At 69.1% G+C, this 24,037-nt stretch carries 20 protein-coding genes; 7 read left to right on the top strand and 13 right to left on the bottom strand.

Features of this window, described 5'->3' with window-relative positions; all coding sequences use genetic code 11:
• Positions 1 to 28: 28 nt before the first annotated feature.
• Entirely contained in the window at positions 29 to 1,015 is a 987-nt protein-coding gene (gene dapD, locus GVL05_RS04245; protein ID WP_159571585.1) for a 2,3,4,5-tetrahydropyridine-2,6-dicarboxylate N-succinyltransferase, read from the top strand.
• Positions 1,016 to 1,131: 116 nt separating this feature from the next.
• Here dapD and GVL05_RS04250 read toward each other — a convergent pair whose 3' ends face one another.
• From GVL05_RS04250 to typA, 7 genes are all read right to left on the bottom strand, one after another.
• Complete coding sequence (locus tag GVL05_RS04250) at positions 1,132 to 2,430, bottom strand: citrate synthase (protein ID WP_123340789.1); 1,299 nt, start codon at positions 2,428 to 2,430, stop codon at positions 1,132 to 1,134.
• 184 nt (positions 2,431 to 2,614) lie between these two features.
• Positions 2,615 to 3,733, bottom strand: coding sequence for a succinyldiaminopimelate transaminase (gene dapC, locus GVL05_RS04255; RefSeq protein WP_159571588.1), 1,119 nt, complete (start codon positions 3,731 to 3,733; stop codon positions 2,615 to 2,617).
• 13 nt (positions 3,734 to 3,746) lie between these two features.
• Positions 3,747 to 4,064, bottom strand: coding sequence for a ferredoxin (gene fdxA, locus GVL05_RS04260; RefSeq protein WP_069711637.1), 318 nt, complete (start codon positions 4,062 to 4,064; stop codon positions 3,747 to 3,749).
• A gap of 35 nt (positions 4,065 to 4,099) precedes the next feature.
• On the bottom strand, positions 4,100 to 5,290 hold the full coding sequence (locus GVL05_RS04265) for a PIG-L family deacetylase (RefSeq protein ID WP_159571591.1): 1,191 nt from the start codon (positions 5,288 to 5,290) through the stop codon (positions 4,100 to 4,102).
• 19 nt (positions 5,291 to 5,309) lie between these two features.
• A complete protein-coding gene (locus tag GVL05_RS04270) occupies positions 5,310 to 5,852 on the bottom strand; it encodes a hypothetical protein (RefSeq protein ID WP_123673112.1) in 543 nt (180 codons plus the stop codon).
• A 227-nt stretch (positions 5,853 to 6,079) separates the two neighbouring features.
• Positions 6,080 to 7,273: an amidohydrolase gene (locus GVL05_RS04275; RefSeq protein WP_165918732.1), complete on the bottom strand. Its 1,194-nt coding sequence runs from the start codon at positions 7,271 to 7,273 to the stop codon at positions 6,080 to 6,082.
• A gap of 66 nt (positions 7,274 to 7,339) precedes the next feature.
• Positions 7,340 to 9,262, bottom strand: a complete 1,923-nt coding sequence (gene typA / locus GVL05_RS04280; protein ID WP_111084979.1) for a translational GTPase TypA — start codon at positions 9,260 to 9,262, stop codon at positions 7,340 to 7,342.
• A 121-nt stretch (positions 9,263 to 9,383) separates the two neighbouring features.
• On the opposite strand from typA, the gene GVL05_RS04285 reads away from it, so the two are divergent.
• The 3 genes from GVL05_RS04285 (at position 9,384) to GVL05_RS04295 (ending at position 11,399) form a co-directional block, all read left to right on the top strand.
• On the top strand, positions 9,384 to 10,133 hold the full coding sequence (locus GVL05_RS04285) for a CPBP family intramembrane glutamic endopeptidase (protein WP_159571594.1): 750 nt from the start codon (positions 9,384 to 9,386) through the stop codon (positions 10,131 to 10,133).
• 9 nt (positions 10,134 to 10,142) lie between these two features.
• Complete coding sequence (locus GVL05_RS04290; RefSeq protein WP_123294109.1) at positions 10,143 to 10,622, top strand: peroxiredoxin; 480 nt, start codon at positions 10,143 to 10,145, stop codon at positions 10,620 to 10,622.
• 225 nt (positions 10,623 to 10,847) lie between these two features.
• Positions 10,848 to 11,399, top strand: a complete 552-nt coding sequence (locus GVL05_RS04295) for a PH domain-containing protein (protein WP_159571597.1) — start codon at positions 10,848 to 10,850, stop codon at positions 11,397 to 11,399.
• A gap of 91 nt (positions 11,400 to 11,490) precedes the next feature.
• Here the strand turns inward: GVL05_RS04295 and GVL05_RS04300 are convergent, their stop codons facing one another.
• A complete protein-coding gene (locus GVL05_RS04300; protein ID WP_159571600.1) occupies positions 11,491 to 13,209 on the bottom strand; it encodes an ABC transporter family substrate-binding protein in 1,719 nt (572 codons plus the stop codon).
• 256 nt (positions 13,210 to 13,465) lie between these two features.
• Here GVL05_RS04300 and GVL05_RS04305 point away from each other — a divergent pair, with 256 nt between their 5' ends.
• Genes GVL05_RS04305 through GVL05_RS04315 form a run of 3 tightly spaced genes read left to right on the top strand, consistent with a single transcriptional unit; the run spans position 13,466 to position 17,525 of the window.
• On the top strand, positions 13,466 to 14,446 hold the full coding sequence (locus GVL05_RS04305) for an ABC transporter permease (protein WP_159571603.1): 981 nt from the start codon (positions 13,466 to 13,468) through the stop codon (positions 14,444 to 14,446).
• Positions 14,447 to 14,449: 3 nt separating this feature from the next.
• The gene (locus tag GVL05_RS04310) at positions 14,450 to 15,388 is read left to right on the top strand and encodes an ABC transporter permease (RefSeq protein ID WP_123340697.1); all 939 of its coding nucleotides are present in this window, start codon (positions 14,450 to 14,452) and stop codon (positions 15,386 to 15,388) included.
• Entirely contained in the window at positions 15,381 to 17,525 is a 2,145-nt protein-coding gene (locus GVL05_RS04315; protein ID WP_123294114.1) for a dipeptide ABC transporter ATP-binding protein, read from the top strand. The genes GVL05_RS04310 and GVL05_RS04315 overlap by 8 nt, the downstream gene beginning before the upstream one ends.
• Positions 17,526 to 17,706: 181 nt before the next feature.
• Here GVL05_RS04315 and GVL05_RS04320 read toward each other — a convergent pair whose 3' ends face one another.
• The 5 genes from GVL05_RS04320 to GVL05_RS04340 all read right to left on the bottom strand — a co-directional run bounded on the left by GVL05_RS04320 (position 17,707) and on the right by GVL05_RS04340 (position 23,738).
• Entirely contained in the window at positions 17,707 to 18,213 is a 507-nt protein-coding gene (locus GVL05_RS04320; RefSeq protein ID WP_133936894.1) for a PH domain-containing protein, read from the bottom strand.
• Between the two features lie 62 nt (positions 18,214 to 18,275).
• A complete protein-coding gene (locus GVL05_RS04325) occupies positions 18,276 to 20,018 on the bottom strand; it encodes an ABC transporter ATP-binding protein (protein WP_131878322.1) in 1,743 nt (580 codons plus the stop codon).
• Positions 20,015 to 20,965: an ABC transporter permease gene (locus tag GVL05_RS04330; RefSeq protein ID WP_123938969.1), complete on the bottom strand. Its 951-nt coding sequence runs from the start codon at positions 20,963 to 20,965 to the stop codon at positions 20,015 to 20,017. The genes GVL05_RS04325 and GVL05_RS04330 overlap by 4 nt, the downstream gene beginning before the upstream one ends.
• Entirely contained in the window at positions 20,955 to 21,884 is a 930-nt protein-coding gene (locus GVL05_RS04335; protein WP_123938970.1) for an ABC transporter permease, read from the bottom strand. Before GVL05_RS04335 ends, GVL05_RS04330 begins: the two co-directional genes overlap by 11 nt.
• Positions 21,885 to 22,112: 228 nt before the next feature.
• Positions 22,113 to 23,738, bottom strand: coding sequence for an ABC transporter substrate-binding protein (locus GVL05_RS04340; RefSeq protein ID WP_159571606.1), 1,626 nt, complete (start codon positions 23,736 to 23,738; stop codon positions 22,113 to 22,115).
• Positions 23,739 to 24,037 lie beyond the last annotated feature (299 nt).

Here is a 24,037-nt window from a genome sequence, read left to right on the forward strand (position 1 = left end):
CCGTCCAGTGCGTCGGTACCCTGGTGCGGTGACCGACACGACCGCTGCCACCGACCCGACCGCCACCGCCGACCGCCCGACGCACGCCTGGGGCCACGGCCTCGCGACGATCGCCGCCGACGGCACGACGCTCGACACCTGGTACCCGGAGACCCACCTCGGCCCGCTGCCCGCTGACGCGGTGTTCCCCGCAGAACTGCAGGCGCACGTCGGCGACGACCCCCGCCGCGAGGTCCGGATCGAGGCCGTCACCACCGAGGTCACCATCGACGCCGCCCCGACCAGCACCGAGGACGCGTACCTGCGTCTGCACCTGCTGAGCCACCTGCACGTGCGCCCGAACACCATCAACCTCGACGGTGTCTTCGGGTACCTCCCGATCGTCGCGTGGACGAACGCGGGGCCGGTCCACCCGGAGTCCCTGACCCGCCTGCGCCCGTCGCTGCAGCGCGCGGGCATCGCCGTGCACGCCATCGACAAGTTCCCCCGTCTGGTCGACTACGTCGTGCCGGACCGCGTCCGCATCGGTGACGCCAACCGCGTCCGTCTCGGTGCGCACCTGGCGCCGGGCACGACCGTCATGCACGAGGGCTTCGTGAACTTCAACGCCGGCACCCTCGGCGACGCCATGATCGAGGGCCGCGTCTCGCAGGGCGTCGTCGTCGGCAACGGCACCGACATCGGCGGCGGGGCGTCCATCATGGGCACGCTCTCCGGCGGCGGCACGCACCGGGTCTCCCTGGGCGAGCGCGCGCTGCTCGGTGCGAACGCGGGTCTCGGCATCTCCCTCGGCGACGACTCCGTCATCGAGGCCGGCCTGTACGTCACGGCCGGAACGAAGGTCGTCCTGGTCGGCGCCGCACCGAACCCGGACGGCACGCCGAAGACCGTCAAGGCCGCCGAGCTGTCCGGCACCCCGAACGTCCTGTTCCGGCGCAACAGCGTCAGCGGCGCCGTCGAGGCGCTGCAGCGCAAGGGCGAGGGCATCCAGCTCAACACCGCGCTCCACGCGTAGGACGCGTCGGACGTGAGGCCCGTGGCCACGCCGCCACGGGCCTCCCGTACGTCACTTCGTGAGCAGAAATGGTCGGGTCCCATCTCGGGACCCGACCATTTCTGCTCACCAAGCGGCTACCGCGCGGGGAGGTCCCGCTTCGGCGCACCCACGTAGAGCTGCTGCGGGCGACCGATCTTGTTGAGCGGGTCGTTGTTCAGCTCGCGCCACTGCGCGATCCAGCCGGGCAGGCGGCCGATCGCGAACAGCACCGTGAACATGCGCGGCGGGAAGCCCATCGCCTTGTAGATGATGCCGGTGTAGAAGTCGACGTTCGGGTAGAGCTTGCGGTCGATGAAGTACTGGTCGCTCAACGCGATCTGCTCGAGCTCCTTCGCGATGTCGAGCAGGTCGTCCTGCACGCCGAGGGACTCGAGGACCTCGTCCGCCGACTCCTTGACGAGCTTCGCGCGGGGGTCGTAGTTCTTGTAGACGCGGTGTCCGAAGCCCATGAGCTTCACGCCGCGCTCCTTGTTCTTCACCCGCTCGACGAAGCGCTGCACCGGCTCGCCGGAGTCCTTGATCTGCTGCAGCATCTCGAGCACGGCCTCGTTCGCGCCGCCGTGCAGCGGCCCGTACAGGGCGTTGATGCCGGCCGAGATCGAGGCGAACATGTTCGCCTTCGTCGAGCCGACCAGGCGGACCGTCGCGGTGGAGGCGTTCTGCTCGTGGTCCTCGTGCAGAATGAGGAGCCGGTCGAGGGCCTTCGACAGCACCGGGTTCGGCTGGTAGGTCTCGGCCATGGTGCCGAAGTTCAGGCGCAGGAAGTTGTCGACGAACGACAGCCCGTTGTCCGGGTACAGGAACGCCTGCCCGATGGACTTCTTGTGCGCGTACGCGGCGATCACCGGCAGCTTGGCGAGCAGCCGCACGGTCTGCAGCTCGACCTTCTCCGGGTCGTCGACGTCCATGTCGTCCTCGTAGTACGTCGACAGGGCGCTGACGGCGCTGGACAGCACGGACATCGGGTGCGCGGAGTGCGGGAGCGCGTCGAACAGGCGCCGCAGGTCCTCGTGCAGCAGGGTGTGCCGACGGATGCGGGCGTCGAAGTCGGCGAGTTCGGACTCGTCGGGCAGCTCGCCGTAGATCAGGAGCCACGCGACCTCGAGGAAGGTGCAGTTCGACGCGACCTGGTCGATCGGGTACCCGCGGTACCGCAGGATGCCCTCGTCGCCGTCGATGTAGGTGATCGCGCTCTTGGTCGACCCGGTGTTCACGAACCCGTAGTCGAGCGTGTTCATCCCGGTCTGCTTCTTGAACGTCGAGATGTCCATCGTGGACGCGCCGTCGACGCTCGGCAGGATCGGGAACTCCGCGCTGCCGCCCGGGTACGTCAGCGTCGCGGTCTCGCCCGTCTGTTCGGCGGCGGGACTCACGGGCACGGGCGTCGTGGGCGGTGTGGCCGTCTTCTGAGCGTCGTTGGCAGTGTCAGTCACGTTGACAGCCTAATCGCGGCGTCTGTCGCTCGTGCACACATCGATGGTCACGACTTGGTGGGAACCCCCGGTTGCGCTCCGGGCGGAATGCACGATCCGCCCGGTCGCGGGGCCCGTCCCCGCGCTACGCGGTGCCGAGCCGACGACTGCTGGCCAGCCGCTGGGCCGCCGCGGCGATGCGCTCGTCGGTCGCCGTGAGGGCCACCCGCACGTGCTCCCCGCCCGCTGTGCCGTAGAACGTGCCCGGTGCGACGAGGATCCCGCGGTCGGCCAACCACGACACCGTGTCGAGCGCCGGCTCACCGCGGGTCGCCCAGAGGTACAGGCCGGCCTCGCTGTGGTCGATGCGGAAGCCGGCGTCCTCGAGTGCCCGTCGGAGCATGTTCCGGCGCGCCCGGTAGCGGGCCTTCTGCTGTTGCACGTGGGTCTGGTCCGCGAGTGCGACGATCATCGCTTCCTGCACCGGCAGCGGCGGCATCAGCCCCGCGTGCTTCCGGACCGCGAGCACGTCGGCGAGGATCCGGGGATCACCGGCGACGAACGCCGCGCGGTACCCGGCCAGGTTCGACTGCTTCGACAGCGAGTACACGCTGAGCACGCCGTCGACCGAGTCGCCGACGACCCGGGGGTCGAGGATCGTGGGGGTCGGGGTGGTCGCGTACTGCGGGTCCCAGCCGAGCTCGGCGTAGCACTCGTCGCCGACGATGACGGCACCGAGTTCGCGGGCGCGGTCCACCGCTGCACGCAGGTCGTCGATCGAGAGCACGCGGCCGTCGGGGTTGCCGGGCGAGTTCAGCCACACCAGCTTCGTCGTCGCCGGCCACGCCGCCGGGTCGTCCGATGCGAGGGCGTCCGCACCGACCAGGGCCGCGCCGAGCTCGTAGGTGGGGTACGCAGCGGCGGGGAACACCACGGTGTCGCCGGCGCCGATGCCGAGCCAGAGCGCCAGGCCGGCGATGAACTCCTTCGACCCGATCGTCGGCAGCGTGTGCGCCTCGGTCAGCCGCACCCCGTGGCGTCGGCCGTACCAGTCGGCGATGGCCTGCCGCAGCGCCGGGGTGCCGGCGACCTGCGGGTAGGCGTGCGCGTCGGTGGCGTCGGCGAGAGCGCGTCGGACGACCTCGGGGGTCGGGTCGACGGGCGAACCGACGCTCAGGTCGACGATGCCGCCCTCGTACTCGGCCGCGCGCTGCTTGAACGGGACGAGCTGGTCCCAGGGGAAGTCGGGCAGGTCGAGCGCCACGTGCGTGTCCGGCTCAGCCGCGGGGCGGTTCGGCCATGACGACCGGGTGGTCCTTGTGGATCACACCGACCTTCGCGGCACCACCGGGCGAGCCGACTTCCTGGAAGAACTCGACGTTGGCCTTGTAGTAGTCGGCCCACTCGTCGGGCAGGTCGTCCTCGTAGTAGATGGCCTCGACCGGGCACACCGGCTCGCACGCACCGCAGTCGACGCACTCGTCGGGGTGGATGTACAGCGAGCGGTCGCCCTCGTAGATGCAGTCGACGGGGCATTCGTCGATGCAGGCACGGTCCTTGACGTCGACACAGGGCTGGGCGATCACGTAGGTCACGGTTCGGGTGCTCCCTTCGACGAGCGGGTTCGAGTCTACTCGCGGCCCGGGGCCGTCCGGGACCGGAGCCCCGACAGGTCCGGCCACGCGAGCACCAGGGCGGCGATGACGGCGGGGGCGAACGTCCACACGTACCCGGCCGCGTTCGCCAGCACGAGCGGCGAGCCCTGGCCGCCGACGGAGACGAGCACCTGGGTGGCGACGAGGATACCGATGCCGATCGCGGCGACCATCGCCCGCGACCGGTACAGCAGCCGGATGCCCACGGTCAGCCCGATCACGAGCAGCGTGGTGATCACCATGCCGATCGGGAACGCGGCGGCGCCGACGGTCTGCTGGTGCGTCACGGTGCCGAGGCCGCCGGTGACGAGCCCGAGCACGAGCGCGACGGCGACCGCGGCGACCTTGCCCTGGCCGGACATCTCGGCGTAGGTCTGCGGTGCCGGGGGCTGCGGGTCGGCGTCGTGCCGGAAGGCCTCGACGGCGGGGGCGTGCTCGCGGACGCCGTGCGGCATCACCCACGACAGCGCGGTCGGGTCGGCGGTGTCGACCGGGTCGACGGTGACCTGCGAGCGGTACTGCTCGACGGCGGCACGCACCTTCGCCCGCACCGGCAGGACGTCGACGGTGACGTCGGCGTCCCCGGTCTCCGGGGCGACGATCATCGAGAACGCCACTTCCTCCGCCCGGGCCGCGTACCGAGCAGCGTGGTGCACACGCACGTGGTCGGGGTGGCCGTACCCGCCGTCGTCGGCGTAGCTCACGACCGCGTCCGCCCCGGTGGAGCGGATCGCGGCACGGACGTCGTCGACGACCTCGCCCAGGTCGGCGGCGGTCAGCGAGTCGGCGGGGGCGTCGTCGGCGGCGGTCGCCCGCCCGTCCGGCCCCCACTGCATGCCGGAGTCGACGTACCGGCGTTCCGGCAGGTCGGTGGGCCGGGCACCGCGCCCGCCGAGCCACAGGTGCGCCGGGCCGCCGAGGGCTGCGAGTGCCGCGTCGATCTCGGTCTCGCGGTGCGCGGCGACGCGCTGGGCGTCGCCGGCCAGGGGCGCGAGCCGCTCGGTGAGCATCTCGCCGCGCTCACCGCGGGTCGCCGTCAACACGGTGACCTCGGCGCCGAGCTCGAGCAGGGTCGCGATCGTCCCACCGGACGACAGGGTCTCGTCGTCGGGGTGGGCGTGCACGAACAGGACGCGCTCGGGGCGCGTGACGGAGGCCTTCGACATCGCCCCCAAGGGTACGGGACTAGCGGGCCGTGACGATGTAGGTCGCGGTGACGCCGTCGTCGCCGTCCGAGAACGTGAGCACGACGCGGTACCCGTCGCTGCGGAACATCCCGAACGCACTCGACGAGTCGGCGCGCTTCGCCGATTCGGTGTAGCCGGCGTCGGCGAGCTGCTGCGCGGCGGAGGCGAAGTCGTCGACCGACCCGGCACGCACCTGCACGACCCACCCGGAGCCGTTCGGTCCCGCTCCCCCGCCGAGCACCGTGCCGTCGACGAGCGGCACGTCGGACGACGGGAACCCGTCGGGCACCTTGCCGTCAGAGGTGACGTTCGCGCCCTTGAGTGCCGTGTCGAGCGCCCCGTCGATGCCGCCCGCGACCGAGGACATGCCGTCCTGGATCGCCTTGCCGTCGATGCCCGCGACGCCGTCCGCGACCGTCGAGGCCACCGATGACCCGAGGTCCGTCGCCTGCTTCACGGAGTCGGACGAGCAGCCGGTGAGTCCGGCCAGGGCGATGCCGGCGGCGACGGCGGCGATCAGCGGGGTACGGAGGGAACGCATGCGCCGACGGTAACGGGTGAGCCGGGAGGCACGGCGCGAGTTGGCTGTGAACGTCCTGTCCCCGGGACGGTCACCCGCGCGGCGGGGCCGCCCCGCGCCTCCCGTCCGCCCGTCGCGCCCGTCGCGCCCGTCGCGCGTACCTGGCCGAAACGGGCGTACCTGGTCCTTCGTTCCGACCAGGTACGCCCGTTTCCGCTTCCCACCGCCCGCGCGATGGGAAGGAAGCGTCAGGCGACGTAGGCGCGCGTCGCGGCGACCAAGGCGTCGACGCCCACCGGGATCGCGGTCTCGGCCTGCGGCGCGTAGAACGGCGAGTGGTTGCTCGGGATGTCCTCGCCACGGCGGAACAGCTCCGGGTCGGTGATCCCCGTGAACCAGTACACGAGCGGGACGCCCGCCGCCGTCGCGAGCTGCCCGACGTCCTCCGACGCCATCGCCAGCCCGATCTCGAGCTCGCGGGCACCCGGCACGGCGGCGCTGACGGCCGCGAGCACCCGGGCAGCAGACTCCGCGTCGTTCACGGTCACCTCGGCGCCGGGCGACCGCACGATCGTCGGCTCCGGCAGCCCGCCGGCGTCGCTCTCGGCACGGACGATCCGCTCGATCGACGCGATGATGCGCGCACGGGTGTCCTCGTTGCGAGCACGCGTCGAGATCTCGATGACGGCCTGGTCAGGGATGATGTTCGCGCGGGTGCCGGCGTGGAAGCTGCCGACGGTGACGACGCCGGCGTCGCTCGGCGAGACCTCGCGCGAGACGACGGTCTGCAGCCGCACGACGGCGGACGCGGCGGTGACGACCGGGTCGAGGGATGCCTGCGGCGCGGACCCGTGCGCCCCGCGACCGTTGAAGGTCACGGTGAGCCGGTCGCTCGAGGCCATCACCGGGCCGGAGCCGATCGCGACGATGCCGACCGGGGCCGGAGCCGAGTGCTGGCCGAGCACGACGTCGGGCTTCGGGAACCGGTCGACCAGACCGTCCTCGACCATGGCGCGGGCGCCGGAGATGACCTCCTCCGCCGGCTGGAAGACGCCGACAACCGTGCCGCTCCACTGGTCCCTGGTGGCGACGAGGCGCTCGAGCGTGCCGAGCAGCCAGGTGACGTGGATGTCGTGGCCGCACGCGTGCATCGTCGGGACGTCGTTGCCGTCCTCGTCGGTGCCGCGGTGCTGGCTGGCGTAGGACAGCCCCGTGCGTTCCTGGACCGGCAGGCCGTCCATGTCGGCGCGGAGCCACACGACCGGGCCCTCGCCGTTCGACAGGACGCCGACGACACCGGTGCCGCCGACGCCGGTGGTCACCTCGATGCCACCGAGTTCGGCGAGCCGGTCGGCCACGATGCCCGCAGTGCGGTGCTCCTGGAAACCGAGCTCGGGGTGGGCGTGCAGGTCCTGGTACAGCGAGAGGAGGTCGAGGGTCACGGCATCCACCGTAACCCCCGACCTCCTCAGGTCGTGCTCTTGCTGACGCGACGCGTCGCTTGGTGCTTACGCGTCCTGACGCTTCAGGCGGGCGTACGAGCGCTGGCGGGCCTGCGCGTCGAGCTCGACCTTGCGGATGCGGACGACGGCCGGGGTGACCTCGACGCACTCGTCCTCGCGCGCGAACTCCAGGCACTCCTCGAGGGAGAGCTGGCGCGACGGCGTCATCGACTCGAAGGAGTCGGCGTTCGCCGAACGCATGTTCGTGAGCTTCTTCTCCTTCGTGATGTTGACGTCCATGTCGTCGGCGCGCGAGTTCTCGCCGATGACCATGCCCTCGTAGACCTCTTCGGTGGGGTTGACGAAGAACGTCATCCGCTCCTGCAGGTTCGTGATGGCGAACGGCGTGACGACACCCGAACGGTCGGAGACGATCGAGCCGTTGATGCGGGTCTGGATCGGGCCGGCCCACTCGTCGTAGCCGTGCGAGATCGCATTGGCGATGCCGGTGCCGCGGGTCTCGGTCAGGAACGACGTGCGGAAGCCGATCAGGCCGCGCGACGGGACGATGAACTCCATGCGCACCCAGCCGGTGCCGTGGTTCGTCATGTTCTCCATGCGGCCCTTGCGAGCGGCCATGAGCTGCGTGATCGCGCCGAGGTACTCCTCCGGCGTGTCGATCGTCATGTGCTCGTACGGCTCCTGCAGCTTGCCGTTCTCGTCACGCTTCGTGACGACCTGCGGCTTGCCGACGGTGAGCTCGAAGCCCTCACGACGCATCTGCTCGACCAGGATGGCGAGCGCGAGCTCACCACGGCCCTGGACCTCCCACGCATCGGGGCGACCGATGTCGAGGACCTTGAGCGAGACGTTGCCGATGAGCTCGCGGTCGAGGCGCTCCTTGACCATGCGGGCGGTCAGCTTGTGCCCCTTGACCTTGCCCACGAGCGGGCTGGTGTTCGTGCCGATCGTCATCGAGATCGCCGGGTCGTCGACCGTGATGGTCGGCAGCGGGCGGACGTCCTCGGGGTCGGTCAGCGTCTCACCGATGGTGATCGTGTCGAAGCCGGCGACGGCGACGATGTCACCGGGGCCCGCCGACTCGGCCGGGTAGCGCTCGAGGGCCTTGGTGATGAGGAGCTCGGTGATGCGGGCGTTCACGACGGTGCCGTCGTGCTTGACCCACGCGACCGTCTGGCCCTTCTTCATCGTGCCGTGGAAGATGCGCAGCAGCGCGAGACGACCGAGGAACGGCGACGCGTCGAGGTTGGTGACGTGGGCCTGCAGCGGGTGCTGGTCGTCGTACTTCGGCGCGGGGACGTGCTGCAGGATCGCTTCGAACAGCGGCTCGAGGTCGTCGTTGTCGGGCAGCGAGCCGTCGGCCGGCTTGTTGCGCGACGCGGCACCGGCACGGCCCGAGGCGTAGACCACGGGGACGTCGAGGATCGCGTCGAGGTCGAGGTCGTCGACCTCGTCCGACAGGTCGGACGCCAGGCCGAGGAGCAGGTCCTGCGACTCGGAGACGACCTCGTCGATGCGGGAGTCGGGGCGGTCCGTCTTGTTGACGAGCAGGATCACCGGGAGCTTGGCGGCGAGCGCCTTGCGGAGCACGAAGCGCGTCTGCGGCAGCGGGCCCTCGGACGCGTCGACGAGCAGGACGACACCGTCGACCATGGAGAGGCCTCGCTCGACCTCACCACCGAAGTCGGCGTGGCCCGGGGTGTCGATCACGTTGATGGTGATGGGGCCGTCCGCGCCGAACTCGGTCGCGTGCTTGCCGTTGTAGAGCACCGACGTGTTCTTCGCGAGGATCGTGATGCCCTTCTCGCGCTCGAGGTCGTTCGAGTCCATCATGCGGTCTTCGCCCTCGAAGTGGGCGTCGAACGAGTTGGTCTGCGTGAGCATCGCGTCGACGAGGGTGGTCTTGCCGTGGTCGACGTGTGCCACGATGGCGACGTTGCGCAGGTCGGACCGGGTGGCGAGCGCCATACAGGACATCCTTCAATTTCTGGGAGAGTGTCGGGCCAGTGATTTGTCGGCACCGCACCCGCGGGCAGAACGCCCGACACGCCAGTCTACCGGTAGTTCGCAACCGTCAGGAGTACAGCAGATGAGCCGACGGCGAACGTGGGTCGAGATCACCATCGTGCTGCTGCTCTCACTGGGTGCCAGCGCGCTGTACTCGATCCTCCAGATCATCGACGACCTGTCGCAGACGACGCCGCTCGGCGAGCAGTCCACGGCGCTCAACACGTCGTCGACGACGGTGCAGTACGTCGACCTGGCCCGGCAGCTGCTCGGCATCGCAGTGGACCTGGCACCGGTCGCGCTCGTGTGCTTCCTGCTGTGGAGCACGTCGCGCCCGCACCTGTCCCGGCTCGGCATCGACCGGTTCCGGGTGAAGCCCGACCTGGGCGGTCCGGCGCTCATCGCGCTGTGCATCGGGATCCCGGGGCTCGCCCTGTACTTCGTCGGGCGTGCGCTCGGCATCACGGTGGACGTGGACCCCGCTGCCCTGAACTCGTACTGGTGGACGGTGCCGGTCCTGCTGCTGTCCGCGATCCGCTCCGGCCTGCAGGAGGAGGTCATCGTGATCGGGTACCTCTACGCCCGGCTCGGCGACCTGGGTTGGGGGCGGTGGCAGGTGATCCTGTCGACGGCACTGCTGCGCGGGAGCTACCACCTGTACCAGGGCTTCGGCGCGTTCGTCGGCAACGCCGTGATGGGCATCGTGTTCGGCTGGATCTACACGAAGTGGGGCCGCCTGATGCCCTTGATCATCACGCACTGCCTGCTCGACGCCGCGGTGTTCGTCGGGTACCCCTGGGTCGCGAGCGCGTTCCCCCGGTTGTTCTCGTAGCGTGAGCACATGAGCATCCCCGAGGTCGGCGAGTCCGCGCCGACGTTCACCCTGCCGGGCATGATCGTCCGCGACGGGGTTCGCACCGACGACGAGTACGACCTGTCGTCGGAGATCGGCCGGACCGTGGTGCTCGCCTTCTACCCCGGCGACGCGACGGCCGTCTGCACCGCACAGCTCTGCAGCTACCAGGCGGAACTCGACGAGTTCGACGACCTGGGTGCCGTGGTGTGGGGCATCAGCCCGCAGGCCCTCGACTCGCACGAGACGTTCGCGCGCGGTTCCTCGCTCACGTTCCCCCTGCTGAGTGACACCGCCGGCTCGGTGATCCGCGACTACGGCGTGCGCGCGCCGGGGATCGGACTCCGTCGGTCGGTGTTCGTGATCGGCCCCGACGGGGTCGTGCGGTGGCGGCACGTCGGGCTGGTCGGTCTGCGGTTCCCGAAGGCCGAGACCATCCGTGAACAGATCGAACTGCTGGTCTCGTAACCGGATCTCGCGGCTCCCACGGCTTCGGCCGTTCCCGGCGTGGGGAATCCCGGAATCCGTCGCCATGGGGTATTGACACCCGAACTGGGGGCGACGACCATTGTCGGCACGAGAGGTCCACGCAGGATCTGCCTCCCCGGGGAATCGGGTCGTCCGGAGATACGCGCTGGTGTGTCACACCCGCTCCCCGGGCGTCTCCGGGGAGGCATCTCGTAACCTCGTCCGGTGCACACCACCATCGTCGCCCCGGGTCTTCGCCGTCTCGCCATCGTCCTCTGGGTCGTCGGGGTGGCGCTCGTCCCCCTGGCACTGCTCGGTGGCAGCAACCCGTGGCTCGTCCCGGTCCCGAGCATCTGCGTCGCGTTCGTGGCGTGGGCCGCCCTCTGGCGTCCGCGCATCGAGCTGACGCCCGAGCACCTGCGGATCGTGGATGTCCGCCGCACCAGCACCTACACGTGGTCGCGCGTCACCGAGGTGCGCACCAAGTACGGCATCGAGGTCGTCACGAGCGAGGGCGTCCGCCGCGTCTGGACCGCGACGCGCCCGACCGCGCGGCTCACCGCGCAGGTCCAAGGCCGACCGGGAGGCCCGGATCACCTCGACGTCGACGCTGCGGCCGCGCGGATGCTGGCCCTCGTACCCGCCCCGGCTCCGCAGGACGGCCCACCACCCGCGACCGTGACGGCGGCGCCGATCACCCACCGGGTGCACGGCTGGACGGTCCTGGCGTTCGTCGTGCTCGGGATCGCGGCGTCGCTCGCGGCGGCCCGGCTGTAGCGCCAGGCGTCCACGCCCCCGCCGACGCAGAACGACACCCCCGACGTCGTGCGACGTCGAGGGTGTCGTTGCGGGTCGTGCGACCGCGGGACTACTTGGAGTAGCCCACGTCCTGCCACTTGACCGAGGACTGCTGGAACTGCGCGGGCCCGTAGTTCACGAGGTCCTTGCGCACCCCCCAGGCGTACGGCTCGGCGAACAGCGGGATGGTGCCGGCGACGGCGACGATCTTCTTGTCGATCGCCTGCGCGTCCTTGATGCGGGCATCCGGGTCGAGCTCGCCGTTCGCCTTGTCCCATGCCGCGCCGAGCGAGTCGTCCGTCACGCCGGTGTAGTTCTGGCCGGCGTCGGCGGGGTAGTAGATCGACTTGAGCGACGAGATCGGGAACGGCGTGCCCTGCCACGCGAAGTACGTGGCGTCGAAGTCACGGCCGTCGGTGGTGATGTACTTCGTGAAGAAGTCGTCCGAGGGCACGGTGTCGATCGTGACCTTGAAGCCGGCGAGCTTCGTCTGCTGCTGCACGAGCTGCGCGACGTTCGCCGAGTTCGGGTTGTCCGACGGGATCACGAAGCGGACGTCGAGTTCCTTGCCGCCCTTGGTCGCGTAGCCGTCCGAACCGACCTTCCAGCCAGCGTCCTCGAGCTTCGACTTCGCCTTGTCCGTGCTGTAGCCGTAGACCGACGAGACGTCGTCCTCGTACCCCTGCTGACCCGGCAGGTAGACGAGGTTGTTGAGCACGTCACCCGGGCTCTTCACCGGCGACAGGATCGCCTGGGCGAGGACCTTGCGGTTGATGGCCTGCGCGAACGCCTGGCGCACGTCCTGGTCCTTGAAGACGTCCGAGGTGCCGTTCAGCGTGATCTGCCGCTGCGTGGTGCCGAGCGAGCGCTCGATCTTCGAGTCGGAGCGCGAGTTCGCCGTCTTGAGGTTGTCGGCGCTGCCGTTCAGGTTGAACGCGTCGAGTTCCTTGTTGCCGTACGCCTGCGCGACACCGTCACGCGAGACCGTCTTGAAGACGATGGTGTCGAGCTTGCCCTCGTCACCCCACCACTTCGAGTTCTTCTCGAACGTGAGCACGCCGCCGTTGGCGTCGAAGGACTTCACGATGTACGGGCCACCGGAGACGTAGGTCTTGCCGTCAGCGGCGTACGGACCCTTGGCCCAGGCGGTGTTGAAGTGCTCGGGGGTGTCGACGGCCCAGTACGGGTAGATCGCGGTCAGGACGCTCGCCCAATCGGCGTTCGTCTTCGAGAACGTCATGATGACGTCCCGCTCGTCCGAGCCCTGCTTGACCGAGTCGACGTCCTCCCACACGTTGGTGGCGAGGGGCGCGAAGGCCTTGTTCGTGCCGTTCAACGCCTTCCAGTTGGCGATGACGTCCTTCGCGCTGATCGGGGTGCCGTCAGACCACACGGCCTTCGGGTTGATCTTGATCTCGACGGTCTGGGGCGAGTCCTTGGTCAGCTCGACCGAGGTCGCGTAGTCCTTGTTCGCCTCCCACTCGCCGTTCTCCTTGAACTGGATGAAGCCCGGCAGGTACGCACCGGAGATCGTGTTGTCGTCGACGGTCCCGGAGTCGAGGTTGCTGATCTGGAAGTTCGCCGGTGCGGTGTCGATCGGCAGGGTGATCGACCCGCCGTCCTTGACGTCCGCGCGGTCCGCGACGGTCCAGCCGGTCGACTTCAGCGTCGACTCGGCGACTGCGGAGCTGCTGTTGCCCGCCTGTCCACCGCCGGAGCAGCCGGCCAGCACGACGGCCGCAGCCGCAGCGGTGGCCAGCACGGCGATGCCCTTGATCCTCTTTCGCATGGCGAGGATTCCCTTTCGTTGTGGTTCGCGCAGTTCGCGCTGGAACGCGGCGACCCCCGCCGCCACGCCTGTTGGTTGAGAACCCTAGTCACATCCGAAGGCTCCACAAGGGTTGATGTGGGGAATCGAAACATGCTCGTAACGAATGTTGCATAGCGTCACAACGGAAGTCCCACCCCTCCGTCGCGAGCGGCTAACCTGTCGCCACCGACAACGCCGTCCGGACGGACGGCCGCACCCCACGAGGTCCCAGTACATGCTTGCCTTCATCGCAAAGCGGATCGTCAACTACATCGTCCTGACGATCGTCGCGACGACCCTCGGTTACATCCTCGCCAGCAGCACGCTCAACCCGGCTGCCCGGTTCCTGGGCCGCAACCCGGCCGTGCCGCAGGGCACGATCGACGCGTCCCTGCGGAAGCTCGGTGCCGATCCGGACACCCCGCTCATCGTCCGGACGTGGACCTGGTGGTCGAACCTCGTCACGCACGGGTCGCTCGGCATGAGCACCCGCGGCACCGAGGTCACGGCCGACATCGTCGCCCGCTCCGGTACGAGCCTGCGCTTGCTGGTCATCGGCACCCTGCTCGGCGCGATCCTCGGGGTGCTGCTCGGCGTGTGGAACGCCGTCCGCCAGTACCGCGCGTCGGACCAGGTCTCGACGTACCTGTCGTTCGCCGTGCTCGCCACCCCGACCTTCGTCATCGCGGTCGTCCTGATGATCCTCGCGACCGCGATGAACCAGGGGCTCGGCACCCAGGTGATCCGGTTCACGGGTGAGTACACGCCGGGGGTGAACGGGTTCTTCCCGGTGCTCGGCGACCGACTGATCCACCTGTTGTTACCCACGATCTCGCTGACCGTCGGCGCCGTCGCCACGTACTCGCGGTACCAGCGCTCCGCGATGCTCGACGTGCTGTCGAACGACTTCATCCGCACCGCGCGGTCGAAGGGCCGGACGCGTGGATCGGCCATCATGCGCCACGGCGTCCGCGTCGCCCTCATCCCGATGTCGACGTTCTTCGCGTACTCGTTCGGGCTGATCCTGACCGGCGCGAGCATCACCGAGCTGGTCTTCAGCTGGCACGGCATGGGCGAGTACTTCGTCCAGGGCATCACCAACAACGACATCAACGCGGCCTCGGGCACGATCCTCTTCACGGCGATCCTCGTGCTCATCGCAGGAACCCTCGCGGACCTGCTCTACGCCGCGCTCGACCCGCGAGTGAGGGTGTGACCCGTGTCTGTTCTCGACCCCACGACCACGACCACTGCCGGTGACCCCGGTGACGGCAACGCCGGCACCCCGGCGCACGTCATCGAGGTCAAGGGCGGCCGCACGCCGCTCTGGCGCAAGGTGTTCGGCACCTGGCGTGCCCGCATCGGTGGCGGCGCCCTGCTGCTCATCCTGCTGTGGGCCTTCGTCGGCCCGCACCTGTACCACTGGAACGCCGTCGACTCCGACGGTCTGGCGTTCGGCATGCCGCCGAGCGCCGCCCACTGGTTCGGCACGAACGACATCGGCCAGGACATCTACGCGCAGACGCTCGTCGGCCTGCAGAAGTCGCTGCTCATCGGCCTCATCGCCGGTCCGGCCGCCACGCTGATCGCCGGCATCGTCGGTGCGATCGCCGGCTACTTCGGCGGTACCGTGGACCGCGTGCTCGTGTGGGTCATCGACCTGCTGCTCGTGATCCCGTCGTTCTACGCGCTCGTGCTCCTCAGCCCGGTGTTCAAGAACCTGACGTGGGTGGCGCTCATCGTCGGCCTCGCGGTGTTCAGCTGGATGGTGATGGCCCGCGTCATCCGCGGCCAGACGATGTCCCTGCGCGAACGCGACTACGTCAAGGCCGCCCGCTTCATGGGCGTCCCGGCGTTCACGATCATCCGACGGCACATCCTGCCGAACGTGGCGTCCCTGCTCATCATCGACGCGACGCTCGGCGTCGGGGCCGCGATCCTGGCGGAGAGCTCGCTGAGCTTCTTCGGTTTCGGCATCCAGATCCCCGACGTCTCGCTCGGCACCCTGCTCGCCGCCGGCAGCCAGTCCGCCGTCACCCGCCCGTGGCTGTTCGTCCTGCCCGCCGCGACCCTCGTCGCGACCGTGCTCTCGACCAGCCTGCTCGGCGACGCCCTGCGCGACGCCATCGACCCCACCTCCGGAGCCAACCGTGACTGAGCCGCTGCTGACCGTGTCCGACCTGTCGGTCACGTTCAACCCGAAGACCAAGCCCGTCTACGCCGTCCGCGGGGTCGACTACACGGTGGCCCCCGGCGAGTTCCTCGGGATCGTCGGCGAGTCCGGCTCCGGCAAGTCGGTGTCCTCGATGGCCGTGATGGGTCTGCTCCCGTCGTCCGCCCACGTCGAGGGCAGCATCCGCTTCGACGGCCAAGAGCTCTTGGGCAAGAACGACCGCGAGATGTCCCGCCTGCGCGGCGGCGACATCGCGATGGTGTTCCAGGACCCGCTGTCCGCCCTGACGCCCGTGTACACGATCGGCCAGCAGATCATCGAGGGGCTGCGACTGCACGACCGCTCCCTCACCCAGCACGCCGCCCGCACCCGCGCCGAGGAGCTCCTGCGCGTCGTCGGCATCCCGAACCCCGCTCGGCGGCTCGACGCGTTCCCGCACGAGTTCTCCGGCGGCATGCGGCAGCGCGCGATGATCGCCATCGCCATCGCGAACGACCCGAAGCTGATCATCGCCGACGAGCCGACCACCGCGCTCGACGTCACGATCCAGGCGCAGATCCTCGACGTGCTGCAGACCGCGAAGGACATGACCGGTGCCGCCGTGGTCCTCATCACGCACGACCTCGGTGTCGTCGCCGGCAACGCGGACCGCGTCGCCGTGATGTACGCGGGCCGCATCGTCGAGACGGCTCCGGTCGAGCCGCTCTTCCGCGAGCCCGTCATGCCGTACACGATCGGGCTCCTCCGCTCGATGCCGAACATGACCGCGGCCCGCACCGAACGACTCGTCCCGCTCGAGGGCCGCCCGCCCCTGCTCACGCAGAAGCCGACCGGCTGCCCGTTCGCCGACCGCTGCCCGGCGGTCATCGACGCCTGCCGCGACGGCGAGCCCGCGCTGGTCGAGCCGACCGTCCCGCAGAGCGGCGACAACCCGGTCCTGACCGGGACCGTCCCGACGATCGGCAACGGCACGCTGCTCGACGACCACACCGCCGCGTGCATCCGTCGCGACGAGATCGCGGCGGGCACCCTCGAGCGGTCGGAGATCTTCCCCCGCCCCGAGGACATCCCCGAGGCGGCGGTCGACCACGGCGACGACGTCGTCCTCGAGCTCACCGACGTCGTCAAGACGTTCCCGCTCACCAAGGGCGCGCTCTTCCGCCGGCAGATCGGCGAGGTGCACGCGGTCGACGGCATCTCCCTGACGCTGAAGCGCGGGCAGGTGCTCGGGTTGGTCGGTGAGTCCGGCTGCGGCAAGACCACCACGATCATGGAGATCCTCGAGCTCGCCGGCGCCCAGCAGGGCACCATCCGGGTGAACGGCGTCGACACCGCGTCGCTGTCGAAGAAGGACCGCCTGGCGATCCGCCGCGACATCCAGGTCGTGTTCCAGGACCCGATGGCGTCGATCGACCCCCGGCTCGACATCGGTTCGGTGATCGGTGAACCGCTGACGGTGCACGGGGTCGCGAAGGACGAGATCCGCCGCCGGGTCCGCGAGGTCCTCGAGCTCGTCGGGCTCGAGCCGAGCTACATCGACCGGTACCCGCACGAGTTCTCCGGTGGCCAGCGGCAGCGCATCGGCATCGCCCGGGCGCTCATCGTCGAACCGAAGATCCTCGTGCTCGACGAGCCCGTCTCGGCGCTCGACGTCTCGGTGCAGGCCGGCGTGATCAACCTGCTCGAGGACCTGAAGCACCGCCTCGGCCTGTCGTACCTGTTCGTCGCGCACGACCTGTCCGTCGTCCGGCACATCGCCGACGACGTCGCGGTCATGTACCTCGGCCGGATCGTCGAGTACGGCGACGGCGACAAGGTGTTCTCCGACCCGCAGCACCCGTACACGCGGGCCCTGCTGTCGGCCGTGCCGGTGCCGGACCCGTCCGCCGAGGCCGCCCGCGGGCGGATCCTGCTCGACGGCGACCTGCCCTCCCCCACCGAGCGCATCGACGGCTGCCGGTTCCGCACCCGCTGCCCGCTCTACCAGCTCCTCGACGAGGGCCGGCAGGAACAGTGCCGCACCGTCGACCCACGCCTGCAGGACGTGCACGGCCGCGGCGTCGCGTGCATCCAGACCGACCAGGAGCACCTGCTCACCGAGCGGGTCGGCGCGGTCGTCTGACGACGCTGGTCACATTCACCGCTCCACATCGTGAGCAGGAATGGTCGGGTCCCGTTCGCGGACCCGACCATTTCTGCTCACCAAGCGCGGCAGTGGACGTGACCAGAGGACGGACGGGAGGCCCGGCGCACGTCGTGCGCCGGGCCTCCCGTCCGTCTCGTGGTCGCGATCGCGAGCCGCGTCAGGCTCCCAGCCACAGGCTGAGCAGCGAGGCGGCGAGCAACGCCAGCGCCGCTGCGCCGACCGCCAGGGCCGGCACGTCCCAGCCGCGCACGGCGTCGCCGTCACCGGCGACGGCACGCTGCTCAGCCCACCGGTCGAGCAGCACGGTCATCTCGTCCGGCTGGCGCAGCACGGCACGCTCGCCGCGCCGGGCCGGCTTCGGCCGGGGCAGCGACGGACCGCCCCAGCACTGCACGCGACGGCCGGCGACCGTCTCGATGACGATCTGCCAGCGGAGCTTGACGTCGGCGACCGCGTGCCACGGCACCACGGTGCGGCGGAGCGGGTTGACGACGGTGACGGCCGTGTCGTCGATGCGGATGCACGGGCGGTAGGTGAGCACCCACAGGACCCAGACGAGCACGGCGATCGGTCCGACGGCGTCGAGCACCACGATCCAGCTGCCGCGCACGGCCGCGTCGACCAGCAGGAAGAGGCCCAGGACGGCGACGAGGCCGGCCGCCACGGCGCCTCCGCGACCAGCGCGGAGGACGACGGGACGTCCGGCCTCGTTCGTGTCCAGCAGGATCAGCGTCCGAACTCGAACCCGGCGCCGGGGATGGCAGCCAGGAGGTCCTTCGTGTACTGCTCCTTCGGGGCGGCGAAGACCTCGTCGGTCGTCGCCTTCTCGACGATCTTGCCCTGGCGCATGACGCACACGTTGTCCGCGACCAGGCGGACGACCGCCAGGTCGTGCGTGATGAACAGGTAGGTCAGGCCGAGTTCGGTCTGCAGCTCCGTCAGCAGGTCGAGGATCTGCCCCTGCACGAGCACGTCGAGCGCGGAGACGGCCTCGTCGAGGACGATGACCTCCGGCTTGAGCGCGAGCGCGCGGGCGACGGCGATGCGCTGCCGCTGCCCGCCCGAGAGCTCGTTCGGGTAGCGGTTGACCATCGACTTCGGCAGCGCGACCTGGTCGAGCAGCTCGAGCACGCGGGCCCGACGCGACGCCTTGTCGCCCACCTTGTGCGTGGCGAGCGGCTCGGCGATCGTGTTCCCGACGTTGTACATCGGGTCCAGCGAGCCGTACGGGTCCTGGAACACCGGCTGCACGCGGCGGCGGAAGTCGAAGAGGTCCTTGCCCTTCAGCGCGCCGATGTCGATGCCGTCGAACTGCACGGTGCCGCTCGAGATGCTCTCGAGCTGCAGCACCAGCTTGGCGACGGTCGACTTGCCCGAACCGGACTCGCCGACGAGCGCCGTGGTGGTGCCCTTCGGGATCGCGAACGACACGTCGTCGACGGCCTTGAGCTCGCGGGTGGCGAGGCTCTTGCCGCGCAGCTTGTAGATCTTCTCGAGGTTCTTCACCACGATGAGGTCCTCGGCGGGACGGTGCTCGCGCTCCTGCGCCCGGGCGATGAGCTCGGCGTCGTCGTTGCCGGCGTCGGCGATCTCGATGCGCTCGTGCTGCACCTTCGACTGGATGCGGCGGCTCGCGAGCGAGGGCGCCGCGGCGACCAGGCGCTGCGTGTACGGGTGCTGCGGGTTGGCCAGGATCTCCTTCGAGGGACCGGCCTCGACGACCTGGCCCTTGTACATCACGACGAGCTTCTCGGCCCGCTCGGCGGCGAGGCCGAGGTCGTGCGTGATGAACAGCACCGAGGTGCCGAAGTCGCGGGTCAGGCTCTCGAGGTGGTCGAGGATGACGCGCTGGACCGTGACGTCGAGCGCGCTCGTCGGCTCGTCGGCGATGAGCAGCTGCGGGCGGCTCGACAAACCGATGCCGATGAGCACGCGCTGTCGCATACCGCCGGAGAACTCGTGCGGGTACTGCTTGAGGCGGGTCGAGGCGTCGCCGAGGCCGGCCTCCTTCAGGACCTCGATCGCACGGTCGCGGACGGCCTTCTTGCCGGTGGCCATGCCGTTCGCACGGATCGCCTCCTCGACCTGGAAACCGATCGACCACAGCGGGTTGAGGTTCGACATCGGGTCCTGCGGGACGTAGCCGATCTCCTTCCCGCGGATCTCGGACATCTCCTTGTCGCTCAGCCCGACGAGCTCGCGCCCGTTGAACTTGATCGACCCGCCGGTGACCTGGCCGGTGCCGGGCAGCAGCTTGATGATCGCCTGGGCGCTCGTCGACTTGCCGGAACCGGACTCGCCGACGATGGCCAGACGCTCGCCCTGCTCGAGGGTGAGGTCGACACTGCGCACGGCCTGCACGAGACCGGACTGCGTCTTGAAGCCGACCTGCAGGTCGCGGATCTCGAGCAGCGGAGCGCCGTCGGCGTTGGTGCGTCGGCCGGTGGGGTTGGTCAGCGTCTCGCTCATCGGCGGGCCCTCGCCTTCGGGTCGAGCGCGTCGCGCACCACGTCACCGAGGAGCAGGAACGCGAGCACGGTGATGGACAGCGCGGCCGACGGCCAGAAGATCGTCGACGGGTTGGTGCGGATCGACGTCTGCGCCGTGCCGATGTCGAGACCCCAGCTGAGGGCCGACGGCGGCAGTCCGATGCCGAGGAACGACAGGGTCGCCTCGGCCACGATGAAGGAGCCGAGCGAGACGGTCGCGACCACGATGACCGGAGCCAGCGAGTTCGGGATGACGTGGCGCAGCAGCGTCTTGAACCGGCTGACGCCGAGGGCCGCCGACGCCATGACGTAGTCGGCCTGCTTGGCGCTCAGGACAGCACCGCGCATGATGCGGGCGATCTGCGGCCACGCGAACGCGGCGAGCACGAGCGCGACGGTGATCGCGTTCCGCGCGGGGATGACGGACATGATCACGATCGCACCGAGGACGGTGGGGATCGAGAAGAAGATGTCGCCGATGCGGGACACGATCGTGTCGAGCCAGCCGCCGTAGAAACCGGCCAGCGCGCCGATCACGATGCCGACCAGCGACACCAGGACCGTCGCGACGATGCCGACGATGAGCGAGTTCTGGGCGCCCCAGATCACGCGGGCGTAGACGTCGGAGCCCTGGCGCGTGAAGCCCAGGATGTGCCCGGCCTCGGGTCCGCCGTCACTGTTGTCGAGGTTCGACGCCCGCGGGTCGACGTGGGCGAAGAGCCCGGGGAAGACCGCGACGACGATGATCAGCAGGATCAGGATCGAGGAGATCCAGAACGTCGGACGGGTCCGCATGGACTCCCAGGCGTCGGTCCACAGGGAACGGGTCTTCTCGTCCTCGTTGACCTGGTCGATCGCCTGCAGGGGCGTTTCCTCCAGCGGGGCGACGAAGTGCGTCGCCGAACGGGGTGCGGCGTTACTTGGCATAGCGGATCCTCGGGTCCAGGACGGCGTAGAGCAGGTCCACCAGGAGGTTGGCGAGCATGAAGATGATGACCATCACGGCGACGAAGGAGACCACCGTCGGCCCCTCGCCGAGCTTGACGGCGCGGAACACCGTGCCGCCGACACCGTTGATGTTGAAGATGCCCTCGGTGACGATCGCGCCGACCATCAGGTTGCCGATGTCGACACCCAGGTAGGTCACCACGGGGATGAGCGAGTTCCGGAAGATGTGCACGCCGACCACACGACGACGGGGCAGGCCCTTCGCGGTCGCGGTGCGCACGAAGTCCGCCGTGGTGTTCTCGGCGACGCTGGCGCGGGTGAGGCGCACGATGTAGGCGAACGACACCGTCGCGAGCACGATGGCGGGCAGGACGAGCTCGGACCAGGGGGCCTCTCCGGACACCGTGACCCGGAACAACCCGAGCTTGATGCCGAACACGTACTGCAGCAGGAACCCGACGACGAAGGTCGGCACCGAGATGAGCAGGAGCGACACGACCAGGGCGGTGGCGTCGAACAGCTTGCCCTTGCGCAGACCCGCGATGACACCGACGACGATGCCGGCGACGGCCTCGAACACGAGCGCGAGGATCGCCAGGCGAGCGGTGATCGGGAACGCCGAGGCGAGCTGCTGGCTGACCGGCAGACCGGAGTAGGTCACGCCGAGGTCGCCGCGGAACACGCCGCCGATCCAGAGCAGGTACTGGACGATGAACGGCTTGTCCAGGTTGTACTGCTGGCGCAGCGTCTCGATGACCTGCGGCGACGGCTGGCGGTCGCCGAACAGTGCTGCGATCGGGTCGCCGGGCAGCGAGAACACCATGAAGTAGATGAGGAACGTGGCCCCGAAGAACACGGGGATGAGTTGCAGGAGGCGCTTGCCGAGGTACCAGAGCATCAGATCCCTGCCCGGTCCGGAGCGATGTCGATCAGGTTCATTGTGGTGAGGGGTGGACGTTCCGAGGGTCGGCACGGATGTCCGGTTCGGGCGGCGGCGCCCGATGTGGTGGGGGAAGGTGTTGCCGCCGAGGTACGGGGGTTCGGGGACCTGTGCGGTCCCCGAACCCCCGTCCGGTGGTCGCGAGGCAGGATACCTGCCCACGCGGTGCTCTCGAGGAGAGCGGTGTTACTTCGTGACCTCGATGTCGTAGTACAGCGGCACCGAGTTCCAACCGAACTTCACGTTCGACACGTTGTCGGCGTTCCAGACACCGGTGACGTTCGAGTACCAGAGCGGGATCTCCGGGAGGTCCTTGAACAGGAGCTCCTGGGCCTGGTCGAAGGACTTGTTGCCCTCTTCGACCGTGGCGGCCGAACGGCCCTCGGCGAGCAGGTCGTTGTACTCCTTGGAGTCGTACCGCGAGTAGTTGTTCGACGAGCCCTCACCCATGGTCGGGCCGAGGAAGTTGTACAGCGACGGGTAGTCGGCCTGCCAACCGGTGCGGCTGCCGCCCGTGAGCTTGTCGTTCGTCTGGAGGTCAAGGGCCTCCTGGAACGTCGGGATCGCGTTGCCCTCGGCCTTGATGCCGAGCGTGTTCGAGATCGAGTTCGTGACCGCGGTCACCCACGCCTCGTGCCCACCGTCGGCGTTGTACGTGATGGTGAGGGTGTCGTCGTACTTCGAGATCTTGTCGGCCTCGGCCCACAGCTTCTTGGCCTCGGACTCGTTGTAGTCCAGGACGTCGGAGCCGTCGAGGTCGTCGTTCCAGCCCGCGATGACCGGCGACGTGAAGTCCTTCGCCGGGGTGCGCGTGCCGTCGAAGATCTTGTCGGTGATCTGCTTGCGGTTGATGGCCATCGAGACGGCCTCACGACGCAGCGTGCCTTCCTCGCCCTTCCAGTGGTCGAGGTAGTACGGCAGGTAGATCGCCTGGAAGATGGCGGCCGGCTGGTTGACGTTCGAGTCCGGGAAGTCCGACTTGTACGTCGCGAAGGCTGCGTCCGGCACGGCGTCGAGGACGTCGAGGTTGCCGCCCTGCGCGTCGGAGTACGCGGTGTCCTGCGAGGCGTAGAACGTGATCGTCAGACCACCGTTCTTCGGCTTGCGCTTGCCCTCGTAGTCCTTGTTGGTGACGAGCTTGATGGACTGGTTGTGCGTCCAGGCCTTCTTGCCGTCGAGCTTGTACGGACCGTTGCCGATCGGGCTCTCACCGAACGCCTTGGTGTCGTCGTAGAACGAGGACGGCAGCGGCACGAACGCCGAGTAGCCGAGCGACAGCGGGAAGTCCGACTGGGCCGACTTCAGCGTGACGGTGAACTCGTCGTCGTCGACGACCTTGAGGCCCGTGAGCTCCGAGTCCTTGTCGGCGTCGTAGCCCTCGATGTTCTCGAAGAAGTAGCTGGCGCCCTGGGCGTTCGACTTCTGCGCGGCCCAGTTCCAGGCCTTAGTGAAGGACTCCGCGGTGACCTTCTCGCCGTTCGTGAACGTGTAGTTCGTGTTCAGCTTGATGTCGAAGGTCTTCGAGTCATCGGTGTCGATGCTCTTCGCGACCTCGTTGACGGACTTGCCGTCGGCGTCGTAGGACACGAGGCCCTCGAAGAGCGAGTCGATGATCTTGCCGCCACCGGTCTCGGTGGTGTTCGACGGGATCAGCGGGTTCTGCGGCTCGCTGCCGTTGGTCGTGACGATGCCGGAGGCGTTGGACGAGCCCGAGCCACCCCCACTGTTGCTGTTGCTGGAGCAGGCGGTCAGGGCGAGTGCTGTGGCCCCGAGCACGGCGAGGGCTGTGAGCCCGGCGCGCTTCTTGATCAAGGTTCCTCCTGGTGCATGGGACGCGCAAGGGCACAGCGGTGTCACCCGGGCGCGTTTGACATCTGCACTGTAGGCAAGGTGGACAGCAGCCTCCAAACCCTGGAGCGAACGGTTACAAGCCGGTAACCAACTTGCACGATCCTTGCGAGAAGATGCAAGATTCGCGCGCTTGCTGAACGCCCTCGCGCTTTTGTTGCATCTGCATGAAATTCGTTGCACTGCGACACAGTTCTGTGCAAGGAAGACCTGTCCCGAGTCCCCCTCAGGACCCGGGCATCCGCGCCGCACCAGCCGTACCG

Source organism: Curtobacterium sp. 18060, assembly GCF_902706105.1.
Classification (GTDB): domain Bacteria; phylum Actinomycetota; class Actinomycetes; order Actinomycetales; family Microbacteriaceae; genus Curtobacterium.